The sequence below is a fragment of the Lactobacillus sp. genome (genome assembly GCF_014803895.1).
Genome location: NZ_JAAVAU010000033.1, coordinates 1 through 17,693 on the forward strand (window position 1 = coordinate 1; position 17,693 = coordinate 17,693).

Below are 17,693 nucleotides of genomic sequence, written 5' to 3' on the forward strand. Positions count from 1 at the left end.
CATAGGACTTCTTGCTTTTGTCTCATTTTACTTCTTTCCGATTAGTTTTTACTTTTATTCGTCTCATTTTACTTCTCGTTATCCTATTCGCTTTATTTTTGTCCTGTTGTGCTTCTTTTAACTGAAAAATTATTATAAATTAAAATTTTACTCTTTTTTCGCTTCATTTAATTTTTGAATTACTTTATTTTTAATTTGTTTTTTCTTTTCAAACTTATTTCTAAATCTTTTTATCTTTTTATTGACTTTTATTATATTCTGGTGTATTATAATAATGTAAGTTGATTAAGAGTTAATAACCTTAACAACTTACAAAAATTCATTCAATATCACATTATTTATATAGGAGAATTAAACATGAAAGAATTAAAGAACGTTGAAATCAAAGTATTTGTAAGTAATATCGGTGCCTATAATGCAGGCGTTTTAACTGGTCAATGGACTACTTTGCCAGTTGCAAACGTCAACGATATTTTCAAAGCTGACCAAAAAGCCTTTGGGAACGTTGAGGGATACGGTGAAGAATATTTTATTACCGATTATGAAGCACCTTTCAAAATTTCAGAATTTGAAAATTTAAATACTTTAAACAAGCTCGCTAAAGCATTACAAGAAAATAATTTAAATACCATTGAGGATGTTTACAATGAATTAGACAATAAAAACGAGATTTTAGAAGAACCTGTAGAATTTGATGAAGAAGCGCTTGAATTGTTAACAAGCAATATGAGCCGAGCTGAAGCAATTAGATCAGCATGTTTTGGCAACATTGTTTGGAGTGATGATTATATTCGATACAACGGTTACGGCAATTTAGAAACCTTAACAGAAGCTGAATGGATTGATGAGTTAAATTACGTCAGTGATAATATAATTGAAAATTACGCTATTCAAAACAATATTGATTTATAAAAAATAGAGCTTGAGTTTATCAAGCTCTATTTTTGTCTATACATTTGTTATATTTTGAATTATTGTTTTACTTTAAAAAAACAATTCAAGTATTTTGAAAGTAATCGAAACGAATATAAATAAAAAGGCCTAATAAATTTAGGCTTTTTTATACTCAATCTACTTTTATTTTTTGCAAAATTAATAAAAATATATTGTTTAACTATTGATTTATAAATATAAAATATTTACAATTTACACTTGCATTTTATTATATTCTGGTGTATTATAATAATGTAAGTTGATTAAGAGCTAATAGTCTTAACAACTTACAAAAACTAATTCATTACATTATTTATATAGAAAGATAGCAGAGGAATTTAAAATGCAAAAAAGAAAATTTGATGCTTTATTGATTGACGCTGACAACAGAAGCGCAAAGATGGTTTCTGTAAATGAAAAGCTATCGGAATACTACAAGTTGTTGGATTGTGAATACATAGATATTGCGAGCTACAAAATCGGTAGTAAGTATTTTGATTTCATTTGCGATGATGACGGCTTCGCATCTGGTAAAAATCCAACAGTCTTAGACGTTAATAACACCCCTGTATTAGTCGGTTCTGTACTGATTTGTAATTCACTTGAGACCGATGAAGGAATCGTTGAATCAAGCTTGACAAGTGATGATGTTAAGCTGATTCAAAAATATCTCAAGGCAATCAAAGTTAACGGCAAAATTACACCAGTCATCAAAGTAAATGAGGAACTATTAGCAGCTTTTTAAAGCAAATATAAAAGAAGCAGTGACCCAATAAAAATAGGCCACCGCTTCTTTTTTGTATATCTTTCAATATTTGAACTATTTTGCTACCTGAGAAGCGTTTTTGCCGCTTATGTTTAGATTAAGTTAAAAGGCTTAAACGTGCTCAAAATAGCTTATTTTGAGGGATGCGCTGTTTTTAAAGGGTGCATCCTTTTTGGCTGCTTTTAATTGTTTTCTCTATTTATAGATTATTTATATTTTTTATTGAAAAAGTACTTGCACTTTATTATATTCTGGTGTATTATAATATTGTAAGTTGATTAAGAGTTAATAACCTTAACAACTTACAAAAGTTCATTCAATATCACATTATTTATATAGGAGAATTAAATATGATTTTAGAAATTTTAACTTTAGTAGTCTCTAGTTTTTTTGCTGGTGGCTTATGCTGCTCTAAAAAGTTAAGAAAGATTTTTTTAGAATAATAAACAAAAGCAAGCAGTAATTACTGCTTGCTTTTGTAATTATTAAATATTGTTAGAATAAACATAAAATAAATATTTTATACTTGACCATAAATATATTATGGTGTATTATAATATTGTGAGTTGATAAGAACTTACAAGAAATTCATTACATTACTTACATAGGAGAAAAAATGACATACAGTACAAAAATAGATAAAATTAAGATTAGTAATAACTTAAGTGCTAAAGAATTATTAACAAAATTAGAAAATAATTCTTTACCACAAGATTTAACAAATCTAATCGTTTCAACGCTTAAAAGGAATACCCTTTTAAATACCAACAAAAATATTCCTTTTAATAGTTCTACACAACTAGGATATTATTTAGCGTCTAAATACGGAAACTTAGAACAAGAGGAAGTACACGGTTTATATTTAGATAGTGAATTAAAATTAATTAGTGATGTTTTACTTGCTAAAGGAAGTTTAAATAAATCATATATTCATCCTAGGGATATATTTAGAAAAGCTTTACAGCTCAATTGCGCTAGCTTTGTGCTAGTTCATAACCACCCTAGTAACAATGTACATCCTAGCGATCAAGATATTAAATTAATAAATAGAGTTAAAGAAGCGAGTCAATTTTTATGTATACCGCTTCTAGATAACTTTGTTATCACAAAAAATAACTATTTCTCATTTGCTGAAGAGAAATTAATATAATTTAAAAAGGGCTATGTCTATTAAGATATAGCCCCTTTTAATTCACAAAATATTGTAAATCTTTATTTTTAAAAGTTTTACCGAACAAAAAAGGTTGCCACTTTTGTGGCAACCTCAAACATTCATTACACACTATTTACATAGTGATTTCATTATACCATAGAATAACTAATATATCTAAGAATAATTATCTTTTATGAATTTTTGTAGAGGGATGCACAAATTAACTCCTCTTTCATTATCACCCATTTAATCATAATTTGTTGTTCAATCACTGCTTTCATAAAATATTTATAATTTACACTTGTATTTTATTATATTCTGGTGTATTATAATTATGTAAGTTGATTAAGGAACTTACAAGCAAAACCATTAAATCTAAAAACATAGTGAGGTATCTAAAATGAAAAAAGATTATTCAGAAATCAAGAACATTGAAGAACAAAAAGATTTTAACTGCTGGGCTATTACCGATAGTTGGTGGGATTTAATCAACACCACATTCAGCAATTATGATGATGCACTTGATGCATACGAAGATTTAGACGGTTACGAAAATTCAGATATTAATCTTTCTTACATCACCAATATGACTAAAGAAGATTATCAAGTGCATGTCGCCCCACTGATTTATTAAATACACAGAAAATGCATCCCTTTGGGGGATGCATTTTTTAACTGCTTTTCAATGCTTAATCACTATGCTTTAACTCCTGAAAATATCGAAAAATCCCTTGCAGAAAAAGAATAATTTTCAAATAGCTTACTAATAATTGATGTGCTATAATTGTTTACGTCCTGTTATGTTAATAGGATTTAATGGTTTTAGGAGCTGCATTCGTGTAGTTCCTTTTTTGTTTATCAAAAAGCCGTCAAAGCCTATGATTACTGGTATAATAGTGATTGTAAATCAAAAGAAAGAGGCACTAAATATGTCAGTAAGTAGAGCAGAGTTAGCAAAAGAAGTCAGCGAAAAGACAGATTTAACTCAAAAACAAGCAAATGAAGCTTTAAACGCAGTTTTAGACACTATCAAGTCAGATTTAGCATCTGGTGAAAATGTCCAATTAATCGGTTTTGGATCCTTTGTTGTACGTAACAGAGCAACAAGAAAAGGTAGAAATCCTCAAACTGGTGAAGAAATAGAAATTCCAGCTACTAAAGCACCAGCTTTTAAGGCTGGTAAAGCATTGAAAGATGCTGTTAAGAATTAATTAAAAAGGCTCTATAGGTGTTATTCACGCATCTATAGAGCCTTTTTGATGAGCTAGTAAAAGGTATAAAGAATAATACAAAAACGAGCTATATCATTGCGATACAGCTCGTTTAGGTCTAAGTTAGTCTGCAAACCAACTTAAAATTTTACTTGTAAATCTCTCTATCTATATAGGAGCGTTCTAATTATAGCATATTATGTAGAGATTGTGAAAATTATTAGCATTGATATAGAATTTCATATTTACTCCGTAAATATGAAATAAACAACAACTAGGCTTTTTCAATATAAAATATATATTATTTGATTTGGTAAATATATAATATTTATATGATATTTATGTAGTATAAACATCAAAATATCATATATATAATATAAATATTTAGTGTTTACGTAGTATTTAATAGTAAAAATAGCTTTATAACAGGATATAATATTGAATGTTTACTTTGTAAATATTCGATATTTACTATGTATTTTTATTAATATTTCTATTTATTCAATATTTACTATATAATTACTTGATATTTACTAATATAAATAATATAATTAAATTGTAAATCAAATATATTTACGCAGCATTGTTAATAGCAAAGGAGAAAATAATGACTAAAAATAAACTTGCACGTATGGCAAATGATTTAGGTTACGGTGCTACTAAGGTAAGTATTAATGATGAGTATGTTAAACAGCCTTCAGTTGTTGCAGCTGTAAATCAAGTTGCAAATGATCCTATTGATCATACTAACGAGAGTAGTGTAAAAAATGTTGTAGATAATATCTTTGAAAAGATGGATGTTGTTGTTAATGGTCAACGTTACTTAGTAGGAGATTCAGCTGAAAACTCTACTTTAGACAGAATAATTTTTGATCCCAATTCTCGAACAGACAAAGCACATAGTGAATTATCTAAGATAATTACACTTTCAATAATTGCTGCAAAAGCAGTAAAAGAAGCTTACGAAAATGGTGAAGATATCTTTCAACCATTAAAAGTTAATGTGGCTATGGCAACTGCATTACCAATCTCAGAAATCGGTATGAATATAGAGGGGAGACCAAATGTACGTGATACATATGCACAAAGCTACTTAAATAAAAATCATATCGTTATCTTGAAGAATTTCGATTATGATATTTCTGTAACCATTAACTTTAAAGCTGTAAAAGTCTTTAAAGAAGGTGAAATAGCTACAGTTATAGCAATCAAATATGGTCCTAAAGATGTCACTAATGCCTTAATTGCAGATTTAAAAAAATATTATCCTGATCGAGTAGATGAGGGTATAGAAGTTATTAAAAATGCAAAAAATAAACTTGGTATTGATATTGGTAACAAAACAACTGATTTTCCATTAATTATTAACGGTGTTGCAGATGTCTTTAATTCCGCAAGTATTACATTAGGCTACGGTGCTGTACTAAGTAGAGCTGCTCAATACTTGCCTAATATGGTTCAAGGACTTGAAGTTAAAGATACAATTGCGTTCTCTAAACTTTTAGAGAGTGATCCAGTTAACAAAATTGATAAAGAAAATAAAGAATTTGCCTTACAAGCTGAAAGAGTAAGCTCTTCTAACTTAGTAAATCGTATTATTCAGAAAGTAAATAGTGCTCTCACAGTCTCTGATAATATAGAATTGATTCTTATTTTTGGTGGCGGATCAATTCCTCTTATGGAGCGTACTGAATTACGTAAAAAACTTATGGAAACAGTAGATAATTTCCGTTCATCTGCTTTTGTTTTGTGGGTAGGTCCAGGATTAGCTCAAAATATGAATGAATTAGGTTTGAAGCCGATGGCTGATAGTATGAAAGTAGAATCTTAGAAAGAGGTTTAATTCATGACTAAGAAAACAGAACGAAAAAATCAAGAAGAGGAACAAGATACACGTAACTTTATAATGAGAGTAACTATAGATAGTGACATTGATAAATGGCTTAAAAGCCAAGACAATGCAACTAAGTCTATTAAAGATATGATCAAAGGAACTATTAATGTTTTTGGATACAAAGATTATTTAACAAGTACATCAATAGAGTTCTTTCAAAGAAGTTTTTCTAACGAACAAAACTTAGAAACTGATGATGAAATTAAAGCTAAAACAGTAAGAGTTAATACTCTTGTAAAAAAGCAACAAGAACCTAAAGCTCAAAAAGAGATAGAATCTCAGCGAACTACCCCTCACGTTAATGAAAAGAAAGATTCCGAATCAGAACCTGAACATGATTCAGACTCAGGTAGTGATTATGATTATGATCAATTATGGTCAGATAAAGGACTTTCATAGTATATAAAAGACTAAAATAAAACCGTTGACACATCAATGTTCATTGATAACTAGGCGAGATACCAGTGGTTTTAACCACTGGAGGGATAGCCTTAAGCTGATACGAATGTATCAGCTTATTTTTTATCTCACTTTATATTTTCATGTGTTATGTATGATATAATCAATATGAAAATATAAAGAAGGGAGGGTAATGATGGAACAAACTGTAACTATCAAAGTTAAGTTAGACTTTAATGCTCAAGATATCGCCACTAAGTTTGAGAAAACTATGGAACAGTATCGTCTTGCTTGCAACCACATTTCTGAATACATGTTTAATCATGGTTTTGATATGGCTCAAAGCAGATTAAATAAAGCATTATATTCTGATCTACGGACAAAATTTGGCTTAAAATCTCAAATGGCTCAATCTGCTATCAGAAATGTTGTTGCTAAGTATAAAACTGTTAAAACTCAGCTTGTAAGCAAACCAGTATATTATGATACAGGCAAAAAGAATGTTAAAGGTAAAGAGATCTATCAACGTGTTTACCGTGATCTAAAGTGGCTTTGGTATCCGATCTCTTTCAATACCCCACAAGTCGACCTACAAAGAAATAGAGATTGGTCTTATTTAGCAGCTAAAAATCTGCTCTCTTTGAATACCTTGGATGGTAGAGTTAAAGTAACTCCAGTATGTAAAGGATTTGATCAGTACTTTACTAATGAGTGGAAATTAGGTATCGGTAAGCTTTTACATATTAGAGGTAAGTGGTATTTGCACGTCTCTGCTACCAAAGAAGTTCCTGATTATCAGATAAAACAAACTGAGCATGTAGTTGGTATCGACCGTGGATTACGCTTTTTAGCTACTTGCTATGATGAAAAAGGTCGAACTGCTTTCTTTGATGGTAAACAAGTTATTAGAAAGCGCAGAAAATATAAGAGATTGAGAGCGCGCCTGCAAGTTAAAGGTACAAAATCTGCCAAGCGTAGACTGAAAAAGATCGGTCAACGAGAGAACCGTTGGATGACTGATATCAATCATCAATTGTCTAAGACACTCGTTGATAAGTATGGTAAGAATACCCTTTTTGTAATTGAAAACTTAGCTGGCGTTAGAGAAGCTACTGAAGAGTCTAACAAAGATAGTCGCTATGAAAATGTTTCTTGGGCTTTCTTCCAATTAGCACAATTTCTGACTTATAAATCTAGCCTTAACTCTTCTAAAACAATCGAATTACCAGCGCAATACACTAGTCAAAGATGTCCTAAGTGTGGGCGTATTCGCAAAGAAAATCGAGATCATCACTTGCATCTGTATACTTGTGATAAATGTGGCTATCGGACTAATGATGACCGCTTAGCTGCTATCAATATCCAACAATTAGGAACTAGGTATGTATCTGGTGAAGAAGAACCAAGGATAATCAAAGATAAATAATGCTAGTGAGCTAAACCTTGCTAGATAAACGGGCGCAAGTCAATCGTCCGATATGATGTAGCCACTGTAAGTAGGAGTCACAAGACGCTTGTACTACTGACTTGAGAAAGTCGTGAGCTACAAGCCACGGACTTTAGTCCGTGGTAAATTGACCAAAATGAGCCAAGATTATCAACGTTTTTTGTAATTCTAATTTAGATTTTATAGGAGAAATAGCATGGGTTGGTCTACTGAAAAAACAAGAGCATATTATCAAGAATACAATCGCAAGAAAAAAGAAGAAGAAGCTAAAGTTCAGAAAGCGGCTACTTCCGGAAATACCGAAGCAATAAAAAAACTACAAGAGATTGAAAAGAAAAAAGCTGAAACACGTAGCTATAATGCTCAATTTCAACGAAATAAATACAATAGATTAAAAAAAGAAGCTTCTCAAAATAATAAGGAAGCTCAAAAAGAATTAGCTAAAATTTATAAATCAAAAAATGCTAATAAATTAAAAGAGCACCAAGAGAAGTGTATTGCCACTGTTCTTAAAGCTTTTAATACAAAAACTTTAACTGATAAACAGTTTTCTGAGCTTCTTACTGCTGCTATAGAAAATGCTGATTCCAAACAACTTGTAATGATTAGTGATTGGATGCAAAAAGCTAAAAGAAAGGTTACGGTAGATAAAGAAGGTGAAATTGAAAACAATTACCAAACTTTAGATAGAACTGACAAAATGGTACAAGGAAGACGAGTAAAAGCTGTTATACGATATTTCACTAACTTTACTTTAAGTAATGATCAGTTTCATGAAATTCTAATGACTGCTATTAAAAATTCTGGTTCTAAGCAACTTGAAGTAATTTCTAAATTACTTTCTCAAAGGCAAAAAGATTAAATATATAAAATGAAAAGGCATTACTGCGAATTTAGTAATGCCCTTTTTGTCCAATTATAAAATCTATCTGAAGTAATTAAAAAATAAAATAAAAAGCTTTATAACTGTTGATTTAACAACATTTATAAAGCTTTTTTGTTATAATATATGTAGTGCAGGTTAAGAATTTCGTCCACCTAATTCATAACTAGAGGTGACAATTAATAGAAACCTTTTTGTTATAGTGCTGGTTGGTAACGCATTCGCACTGCGCTAGGATAGTAGCACTAAGCTAATTTTCCAACCTGACTATCAGATTAATTATCTTTAGCCAAGTTAATTATAGCATGAATTAGCTATCACACCAACCTAGTCGACTACCTCGACTAGGTTTTTTTGAATTCAATTTAGTATACAATGTTTTTACGTTAAACAGCCAACAAGAATAATTCTTTCCTGTGCAGAAAAAGAGCGTTCTTGAAATCAATATTGTTAGAGGTATTGATTTCAAGAACGCTTTTTTTGGGAAAATAGTTTAAAAATTTGTATTAGCAAATCTTATTATAACATAGTCTATCCAAAGTCAAAAAAAGCCGTCTAAACTTAATTAGACGGCACGACGAGATTAACTCTTTTTTCTGAATTATGTTTTATTTAATTGTTATTTAGATTATAACACACTTCTTTTGACTATCTAGTTAACACGTCAGCATTTGCTGAAATCACGTCCTGTACAGAACTATTCATGATACTCTTATACTGCAATTCCTTCAGGTCAAATACTTCATCGGGTGAACTGTTTCCAATACTCATAGGTGCATATTCTGAATTAGCTCTGTAGAGTTCAACACGATAGTTACTTGGAAAGTTACTATTAGGCGTGTATTCTACAACAATTGTATCTTCTTGAGTTGGATCTACAGGTTGGCCGACTTCATTTAGTTGCTGTACAACAGTCTTATATCTATCATTTTGCTGAATATTTGTATTAGATTGCTCTTCCGAGTCGGCACCTAATACTAACCCTAATAAGTTTCTGAATAACCCCATAATTTGCCTTCTTTACTGTTTTAATCAGTTTCTTCCAATTATATTCAAGCTAATTTTAATACGCTCAGGTGGCAAATTTGAGCCATTTGAGCGTATTTTTTTAAAGATTTATAAAGATTCACTAGACCATTAGCTAAAAATTAAGCTATAATGACTTCAGACATATTAATATAAAAAATGAGAGTATGAAAAAAGCACATATCTGATTGACGGTCAGATATGTGCTGGATTATAACTTACCAACACTAAGTTTGTAATCCCACGTTCAAAATTGTCTAAAGACACAGTGACAATAGAACATGACTTTTGAAAATTAAGATTTCAAAAGTTTCAATAACATAAATCTCATAGCCAAACTTGGCTAATAACTATTTTAAGAGATTTTATGTTAAACATCAAGACAATTAACGCGGGATTCAAACTTTTATGTAAGTTCGAATCCCGTTTTTTAATTGTTTTTATGAGCGCAGACGTTCAATGACTTCAAAAACGTCAGCAGGTTTAGTTAAGCCGCTGCAATAAGTTAACCCGTAAGATAACCGATTGGTCGGTGAAAAACGTCAAGATGTGACTACGACATGTGTAGCCTGAGCAAGTAGATTAAATGATTCCAACTGCTTAAAGCACGAACGGTAGGGGAGGTTAATTCATCTTAGTAGTGGACTTGAGTTCCGACATGAAACGTGTTGACAAGAGAAGCTACTAAGAGCAATCACATTCCCTTGTGGAGAAGCTAAGTATCCATGAGGTTGTAGGGACTGAATAATACGTAAAATGTGCCTCTTTTGAGGAACTCGACCGACGATGCGAACTATACCTGACTTGTTGAGTTTTATTTTTGCCTGAAAAAAGTAGGGCAAAAACTCTCTCTCAGAAAGCGACTTCCCTGACTTGAAATTTAATTAATTTAAATAAATTCTAAATATAAAAAATAGGCGAATATCTGATTTAGATACTCGTCTATTTAATTCTATTTATTTTTAGTATTTGCTACTTCATCATATTCTTTAAGTAAAAGATAAAGCATTAAGCTAATTGCTCTTTGCTTATCTGTACGAAGGTAAACTGAAGTTAAAGTGAAATCATCATTGAGTTGTTGATCAACACTGAACTTTATTCGAACGTTTTTTTCAGCACTAGCTTCTCTTTTTATAAGATCATCATAATCAGTTGAAAAATTGGTAAGTTTCAGTCTTTTAACGGCTGCTCTACAAAAAACAGAGTAGTTAATCTTTGATTCTTTACTGACACTGAGTAGTTTAGTTTTCAGTTTGTCATTAATTCTGAAATTAAGTGAGATAGGTAATCCGTTTTTATTATCAACTTTATCTTGTTGTTTTATTTTATTGATCCACCTTGTGTATTCATCCATAAAAAATTCTCCAAAAAAATTAAGATTTTTTAAATTCGGGTATTGCACCCTTTATAATTATAGCGCATAATCAGTGTTAGAAAGAGTATCTATTTTGGAGGATACGTTATGCTTAGTAAAAAAATTATTACTGGTGCATCCCTAATGCTTGCGTCGACTGCATTATTAGGAGGATGTTCAAGTAATTCAAAAAGTGAAAATAAATCTAGTACAGCTCAGTCAAGCGTGCTGAAAAAATTACCTGCGGATGAAAGAAATACTAAAAGTTTAGTAGATACACTTAATAACCATCCAGCTACTTTAAAATTAGCTCAAGGAAAAAATGTTAGTTCGTATTATATTCTAGAAGATGCTGATCACATTGTTGGTGATGATACATCCATCAAGGAATTAAATAATAAACAAGCTAAGTACGTAGCTGAAATGAAAAGAAAGAAAATTATTTTAAAAGATATATATTACATCAAACCTTATGATGCTCCAAAAAGTGCAACTTTTTCATCAGTATATGTTAAAAAATATAAATTAAACTCCAGTCAGCAATACACTTTTTACAAATTACTCACTGATGACACCGTTAACGAATTAAATTTACATTCGGCTGGAAGTACAAAAGCTCCACTTTTAGAAGAGTCATCTTACTTTAAAAATATGGAATCAATGTATGTTACTATTTCAAAAGCTAAAGTAGTTGATAAAAATCAGGTACAAGCTACTAATGTGATTCATTATAAATTACAAAATGGTAAAAAAGGAACAGTTTCTGTAAAGACGGTCCCTATAAACATTGGTGATTAGACTCAATTTAATAAGAAACTTTAAAGGAATTGATGTTTGGCTTGTGTTATTGCTAAGGAAGTAAAAATAGCATAAAATAGTAGATAGGCTGGACATCGGTCAAAAATTTAATACATAAAAAAAGACAAGGTCAAAAAAGTATTGGTACTACTTTTTTGATAAATGTTCTTATTGGTACTAAGAACAACCTTGTCTGGTAGTTTTTATGCAACTACCGCTATATATTGTACTAGAATCCCTGCTTTAATAAAAGGTATTCTAGTTTTAATATGTAGTAATAAGGTAGTTGCGTAAAGCTTTTTAAGCATAATCTGTATGAAAAACTATCGGGCATGTGGTTGTTTTAACCACATGCCCTTTTTTGTGTTGTTAAATTCGATGTTCAGCTTTTTTTGTGGGGATAAAGATAATGGGGAAGATGTTATGACTAATAAAACTGTACATACTTTTTTTAAAACAACAAATCATGTAGTTAATGAGCAAGAATTACTCAATCGAGCACACCGAGTTAGAACATTCGACGGAACTAATTATATAAATCATCAAAATGGTTTATTTTTCTCTGCAAATGGTAAAAGCAAGATGACACTATTTGAAATCTATCCATTAGTTATGTCAGCTTCTGCTACCAATCGACATGTTTTTGCCAAAAGAAAAAAACCTAGTCGACCTCTTTTAGGAGGATTTATGATACATAAGCATTCTTGATTGTTACATCAAGCGCCTCATTACCCTAAAGATGAAGCGTTTGCTGTAGCAATCAAGATAGATTGCTACAGCAAACCGTTTTTTTCGATAACATCTCATATCCAAACATGCGTTAGGCTTGTTGGATTTGGCTGACGATTGCTGGTGCTTAAAAAGGGTTCGATTCCCTTTATCGTTTTACTCACTTTTTTAGTGGGGTGTTCTTTGACAACTAAGCTCGAAAGAGTACATACTGCGTGATAAAGTTTACGGGCAAAACTGCAAAACAGCAGTTAATCTTTAATCTTAAACACAGCTTCGCTGGGTACGCTAGGTCTATTAGTCGAATTAAAACCCGTTACGCTGCTATTTTTAGTCATAGGTAAATTCCTAAAGAGGTGTAATTCCTCGTAAGCGTGAGTCTGTATATGCTTTGCATAGACGCAGACAGTTGATAGCTATCTATAAACTAATCCTTCCAGTTTTTTATGTTTTCGCTATAAAAATATAAGCCATTAACAAAGTCAATCAAAACAAAGTCTAGTTAGGCTTTGAGTTAAAAATAACTGGAGTGTGGTATATCTCCATACTGGGACAGTGGTGGGTTAATAACTACAGTGGTGATTGATCCACTAGGAAAGAATCATGAAATTAACTTTTAACAAACATAAATTTAAAAAGTTATCATCCATTTCTTTTTTTGCTTTGTTAGCTTGGTTAGTACCAACGGTATTGATTTTATTAGTAGCATTGATAATTCAACAACTAAGAGCAGATTCTGATCCATTTCAGTTATCAACTCCTGGAGATGTTGTATTACTACTACTTTGGATTTTTTCACCACTTGTTTCGTTTACCTTGTGGTTTATTAATCGCAAGAAAAAAATTAGTTTTATAAACTCTTTTTTCATATATCCTGTAATTTTGGTGTTTATATCCGTAATTCCACTTTTTGTGAATCCAACAGAAAAAAATCCCCATGCCGTCAAAGTAGCAATCAATAATACTCAAATCTTTTATGTAGCCTTATATATTGCCTTGTGTATTGGTTTTGTTATTAACCTGTATTTTTCTAAGCAAGCCCTTAAAAAGTCCAATTGGTGGCTTTTCATCGTTGCTCTTCCTTATGTTTTTACAGGGTTAATAACTTTTCACCAACAACAAACATTTATAAAGTTCCTGAATTTAAAAGATTTTAGTTATAAGAACGTTTCTGAGATGTTATGGAGTATGAGTTTTAGTGATATTCGGTTAATGAATCCACTTTGGTATCAGATTATCGCTTTGATTATTGCAAGTACATTAGTGTTGATTGGAGCTAATTTAAGTGAAATTATTTGGAAAAAGACGAAAAAATGGCGTCAAAAAGCCTAAAAAAAAGACGAAAAAGAAGAAATTATATAAAACGCCAGGTGATGTTAGACTTTTTTACCAAATGCCGGTGGTTTTAGTAGTTTCAGTGTTGCTTATACTGACTGGATTTTTCTGGATTCAACATAATCATCATGTTTATCAGGAACAGGTCATGGCTTCTTCTATGAAATACAATGAAGAGCTACCACTTTGGGGTGGACAGGCAAAAGGTGTTTTGACACTTGGTCATACTAAATTAAGTAAAGATGGAAAAACATTAGCTGTTGAAATCAAATATGATGACAATGCACACCAACAATTATCTTCTTTTGGTAAAAGATATAAATTAAGATTGGTAGATACAGAAAGTAACCCGATGCCTAAAGCTCAACTTTCATATGGGATTTTTGGTACTGATGGATCCGGCGTTTTAACTATTTATTCTCCTACAGGTTTTAGAGATCAAGCGTTTATAGTTATGATTATTGACAATGGTCAATTAGTAACAACAAATGATCTTCAAGATGATACAGAATTATCTGATGATGATCTTGATAATTCAATTACTGCTGAACTTTCTAGTGGTGCAGATGATAATTCTGATAGTACTAATGATAATGGTGAGGATAGTACAAGAGCTAAATTACCGCCTTTGTACTATGTAAGACTGAATGCTTACAATGCTAAGCGTAATTATCGTAATTGGAGAAATGATTCAGATATCGTAACTGATTTATTTATTAAGAAAAACCTTGCTGACTTGCGTGATCAAATGGACAAGACTCAGGTAAAGATTAAAAAGGCTCGTAAAACTTTGCATGAAATGAATGTGCGTTTACAAGAGAACAAGGATGATACTGTTGCTCAAGATAATAAGCAAGATATTAAAAATTCTCTGTCTACTTTGCAACATAGCTATAACGTTGCAAATAAACGGTATCAAAAGCTCGAAAATAGTACTATTTCTTCAAACATTTTAGAGCCAAAACAGACAAAATATCATACTTACACGATTAAAAATCTTGAAAATATGAATTAAGAATGATTGGAGGGGAAAATGAAAAGATTAAAAAGTTTTATATTAGAACATATTTTAGGTATCTACGGAATAACACTTATAGGTTTAGGGTTAACCTCATGGTGTTTGGGAGTACTTAGATACTTCGTTGAAGTATTTATAGCTCTATGTTTAGCAAGTTGTGTATTCATGGTTATCACGTTTATACGTGATGAGCATGAAATACACAACAGAAGACGTTAGAGAAAGGCTAGATGCACATGGAACTGGAAAGAGAAATATTTAGATTCTTTTATTCAAATCCATCCAAAAGTGTCGATGATCTTACTGCCATAGCTCACAAAGCTTATGACAAAGCTCATAGAGAGATAATTCCACAATATAAGCCTAGAAAAATTGAAAGTCTTAATAGCATCCCTGATGAATATAAAGCTAAGAGTAAGATTGTTAAGCGTAGAGAATATCGTGACCAATCAACATTTGCAGATGAGGATGATGATTATTGGGATGAATAGTTATAAGAAAGGTTAGTAATGACTAAATCATTAATAGGAGTCATTTTGATTGCAGTTGCAGTTGGTGCAATATGTGCGGTTGAAGCCCCAGCGCTAGAAGTATTTGAACATACATATACTTCAAAAATTGCAGCATCTATATTTGCAACTGCTTTAATCGTTGTAGCAGGAGCTTTTATAGTGCTACATAAATAAATTAATCAAAAGGTTGTTAGAAATAACGACCTTTTTTGTTTGCTCTTTTTAGAAAGACTGGTGAATCAATGAGTGACATACACTTTGTAATTCCTAAGGAAATTGATGAAAAGTATAATCATGCGCTGTCTCTTTTACCAGCAGGTAATGGTGACTTTGTAGGTTATAGTGACAAGCTATCCATGTTAGAGGATATTATGTACAATCCTGGGAACCCAAGTGCCGTTATTCTTGGTGAAGCTGGTATTGGTAAAACAGCATTAGTAGAGCAACTTATTTATTTACATGAAAAAACGTCGGATCCATTTATTGTAGTAAGACTAGCGATAGAAACATTGGGAGCTTTACCTGAAAATATCATGATTGCTCGAATGAGTACATTACTTGATGATATGCGTGTTATTCGTAAAGCAACGCAAAAAGACAATCCAGGTAAAAATTTTAAACTTATTCTTTTCATCGACGAAGTCCATAAGCTTAATGATTACGGCAAAGGCGTTAGATCTTCTGCAGCATTGAATGCCCTTAAGGAAGGTTTAGGACGTGGTGTGTTTCCAATCATTACAGCTACTACTGCCAAAGAATATTTTGAAAATTTGGCTATAGATGATGCGATTGACAGACGTTTTAATCAGGTCATTATTACTCCTCCATCATTACAATTAACGGCCTTGATTTTAAAACGTCACATTGTGTCTATGAAAAAGGAATCAAGTGAATATGTTCCAACTATATCTAATAGAGCTTTATCAGAATTAGTTGAATTAGCAGATGTTTATATACGTAACCAAGTTAATCCGGCTAAATCCAAAAAATTATTAGATAGTTGTGTTGGTCGAGAACGTAGATTGCACAGAATGACCGGAAAAGAAAAGCCGATTGATCATGAAACTTTTAGATATGTATTTAAAGAAGCTGGTTACAATATCGATCCTCCGGCAACTGCTAAGGCCGTTAGAGATGAAATCCATAAGCGAGTAAAGGGGCAACCATTAGCTGTTAAGCTGATTGGTGATGCAATCAACAATGCCTTTTATGCACCTCGAAATCGTAAAAAGCCACTGTTTACAGCTCTTTTAGCAGGGACTACTGGTACTGGTAAGACAGAAACTTCAAAAGCTGTAGCAAAGGCTTTATTTGGTCGAGATGATGCTATATTGACCATCAATGGTGGTGATTATCCTACGGCTGAAGACGCTCCTCAAGTTCAAAAAATCATTGGTGATGATATGGCATCTAATAAGCAAAAAGTCATTTTACTTGATGAATTTGAGAAAGCCCATAAAACAGTTCAATTTTCCCTTATGAGAATGCTGGATGAAGGTATTGTTAGAGATAGTCATGGTGTTGACCGTTCCGTTAATAACACGGTAATACTTGCGACGACTAACTTAGGAGCGACTTTCTTCAATGAATTAGGTAAAAATATGCAAGTTTCAAGAAATGAGAATCCTGACGCATATACTGATGCATTCTACAAAAAATTCACTGACGCTAGACCAGACTTGATTCAAGCTTTAGTCAACGGTGATGAAGGACAAAATAATGGTATTAAACCTGAAATTTTGCAAAGATTTCAAGACATTATCCCATATTTGCCACTTCCACCGTCGATTATGGCCATGATTGCAAGAATAAAAATTATGGCTCTCAAGAAAGCATGGAGCATCCCTGGTAACATTTATTCTTTAGGTGATATTGGCATCAGATTGATTTTGCCACAACCATATGATGGTAAATGGTGGTATGAACATACAAAAAACCATGTTTTTGCAAATATTGATCCTCTATCTGTGATGATTGCAGATGACATGATTAGTCGACAAGCTGATCAACAAGGTGCTAGAGCAATTGATGAAATCATTAATACTCGTTTAGTTGCAAAAGTATCTCAAATCATTTCAGATCGTGTAGATGCGAATTTACCGGTTGGTTCTGACTATGGTGGATTTGTTATTAAGACTAATGGTCATGCAAGCTTTGAAAGTACAGATAGAGGGGATGCAGATATTTCAGTAGAGTTTAAAACTAACACTGAAATTAGAGAATTGATGTAAAGGA

At 31.7% G+C, this 17,693-nt stretch carries 18 protein-coding genes; 16 read left to right on the forward strand and 2 right to left on the reverse strand.

All coding sequences use genetic code 11. The features are described 5' to 3' along the window. Positions 1 to 357: 357 nt before the first annotated feature. The 9 genes from HDR40_RS09485 (at position 358) to HDR40_RS09525 (ending at position 8,665) form a co-directional block, all read left to right on the forward strand. Positions 358 to 912: an antirestriction protein ArdA gene (locus HDR40_RS09485; protein WP_290628086.1), complete on the forward strand. Its 555-nt coding sequence runs from the start codon at positions 358 to 360 to the stop codon at positions 910 to 912. A gap of 364 nt (positions 913 to 1,276) precedes the next feature. Beyond that, on the forward strand, positions 1,277 to 1,678 hold the full coding sequence (locus HDR40_RS09490) for a hypothetical protein (protein ID WP_290628088.1): 402 nt from the start codon (positions 1,277 to 1,279) through the stop codon (positions 1,676 to 1,678). Between the two features lie 637 nt (positions 1,679 to 2,315). Continuing rightward, on the forward strand, positions 2,316 to 2,849 hold the full coding sequence (locus HDR40_RS09495; protein WP_290628090.1) for a JAB domain-containing protein: 534 nt from the start codon (positions 2,316 to 2,318) through the stop codon (positions 2,847 to 2,849). A gap of 403 nt (positions 2,850 to 3,252) precedes the next feature. Then, positions 3,253 to 3,486: a hypothetical protein gene (locus HDR40_RS09500; protein WP_290628092.1), complete on the forward strand. Its 234-nt coding sequence runs from the start codon at positions 3,253 to 3,255 to the stop codon at positions 3,484 to 3,486. Positions 3,487 to 3,781: 295 nt separating this feature from the next. Continuing rightward, positions 3,782 to 4,063, forward strand: coding sequence for an HU family DNA-binding protein (locus HDR40_RS09505; RefSeq protein WP_290628094.1), 282 nt, complete (start codon positions 3,782 to 3,784; stop codon positions 4,061 to 4,063). A 607-nt stretch (positions 4,064 to 4,670) separates the two neighbouring features. Further along, complete coding sequence (locus HDR40_RS09510) at positions 4,671 to 5,894, forward strand: ParM/StbA family protein (protein WP_290628096.1); 1,224 nt, start codon at positions 4,671 to 4,673, stop codon at positions 5,892 to 5,894. 15 nt (positions 5,895 to 5,909) lie between these two features. Then, positions 5,910 to 6,356: a hypothetical protein gene (locus HDR40_RS09515; RefSeq protein ID WP_290628098.1), complete on the forward strand. Its 447-nt coding sequence runs from the start codon at positions 5,910 to 5,912 to the stop codon at positions 6,354 to 6,356. A gap of 196 nt (positions 6,357 to 6,552) precedes the next feature. Further along, positions 6,553 to 7,782: a transposase gene (locus HDR40_RS09520; protein ID WP_290628183.1), complete on the forward strand. Its 1,230-nt coding sequence runs from the start codon at positions 6,553 to 6,555 to the stop codon at positions 7,780 to 7,782. A 217-nt stretch (positions 7,783 to 7,999) separates the two neighbouring features. Further along, positions 8,000 to 8,665 (forward strand): hypothetical protein, encoded by a 666-nt coding sequence (locus tag HDR40_RS09525; protein ID WP_290628100.1) that lies wholly within the window; start codon positions 8,000 to 8,002, stop codon positions 8,663 to 8,665. A 669-nt stretch (positions 8,666 to 9,334) separates the two neighbouring features. Here the strand turns inward: HDR40_RS09525 and HDR40_RS09530 are convergent. Then, on the reverse strand, positions 9,335 to 9,694 hold the full coding sequence (locus HDR40_RS09530) for a hypothetical protein (protein ID WP_290628102.1): 360 nt from the start codon (positions 9,692 to 9,694) through the stop codon (positions 9,335 to 9,337). Between the two features lie 970 nt (positions 9,695 to 10,664). Further along, positions 10,665 to 11,066, reverse strand: coding sequence for a hypothetical protein (locus HDR40_RS09535; RefSeq protein ID WP_290628104.1), 402 nt, complete (start codon positions 11,064 to 11,066; stop codon positions 10,665 to 10,667). 108 nt (positions 11,067 to 11,174) lie between these two features. On the opposite strand from HDR40_RS09535, the gene HDR40_RS09540 reads away from it, so the two are divergent. From HDR40_RS09540 to HDR40_RS09570, 7 genes are all read left to right on the forward strand, one after another. Further along, complete coding sequence (locus HDR40_RS09540) at positions 11,175 to 11,864, forward strand: hypothetical protein (protein ID WP_290628106.1); 690 nt, start codon at positions 11,175 to 11,177, stop codon at positions 11,862 to 11,864. 315 nt (positions 11,865 to 12,179) lie between these two features. Continuing rightward, on the forward strand, positions 12,180 to 12,572 hold the full coding sequence (locus HDR40_RS09545) for a hypothetical protein (protein ID WP_290628516.1): 393 nt from the start codon (positions 12,180 to 12,182) through the stop codon (positions 12,570 to 12,572). Between the two features lie 624 nt (positions 12,573 to 13,196). Beyond that, positions 13,197 to 13,925, forward strand: a complete 729-nt coding sequence (locus HDR40_RS09550) for a hypothetical protein (protein ID WP_290628517.1) — start codon at positions 13,197 to 13,199, stop codon at positions 13,923 to 13,925. Then, complete coding sequence (locus HDR40_RS09555) at positions 13,879 to 14,943, forward strand: hypothetical protein (RefSeq protein ID WP_290628518.1); 1,065 nt, start codon at positions 13,879 to 13,881, stop codon at positions 14,941 to 14,943. Before HDR40_RS09550 ends, HDR40_RS09555 begins: the two co-directional genes overlap by 47 nt. 239 nt (positions 14,944 to 15,182) lie before the next feature. Beyond that, complete coding sequence (locus HDR40_RS09560) at positions 15,183 to 15,437, forward strand: hypothetical protein (RefSeq protein WP_290628519.1); 255 nt, start codon at positions 15,183 to 15,185, stop codon at positions 15,435 to 15,437. 18 nt (positions 15,438 to 15,455) lie between these two features. Beyond that, the gene (locus tag HDR40_RS09565; RefSeq protein ID WP_290628520.1) at positions 15,456 to 15,632 is read left to right on the forward strand and encodes a hypothetical protein; all 177 of its coding nucleotides are present in this window, start codon (positions 15,456 to 15,458) and stop codon (positions 15,630 to 15,632) included. Between the two features lie 68 nt (positions 15,633 to 15,700). Then, positions 15,701 to 17,689, forward strand: a complete 1,989-nt coding sequence (locus HDR40_RS09570; RefSeq protein ID WP_290628521.1) for an AAA family ATPase — start codon at positions 15,701 to 15,703, stop codon at positions 17,687 to 17,689. The last annotated feature ends 4 nt before the right edge of the window (positions 17,690 to 17,693 follow it).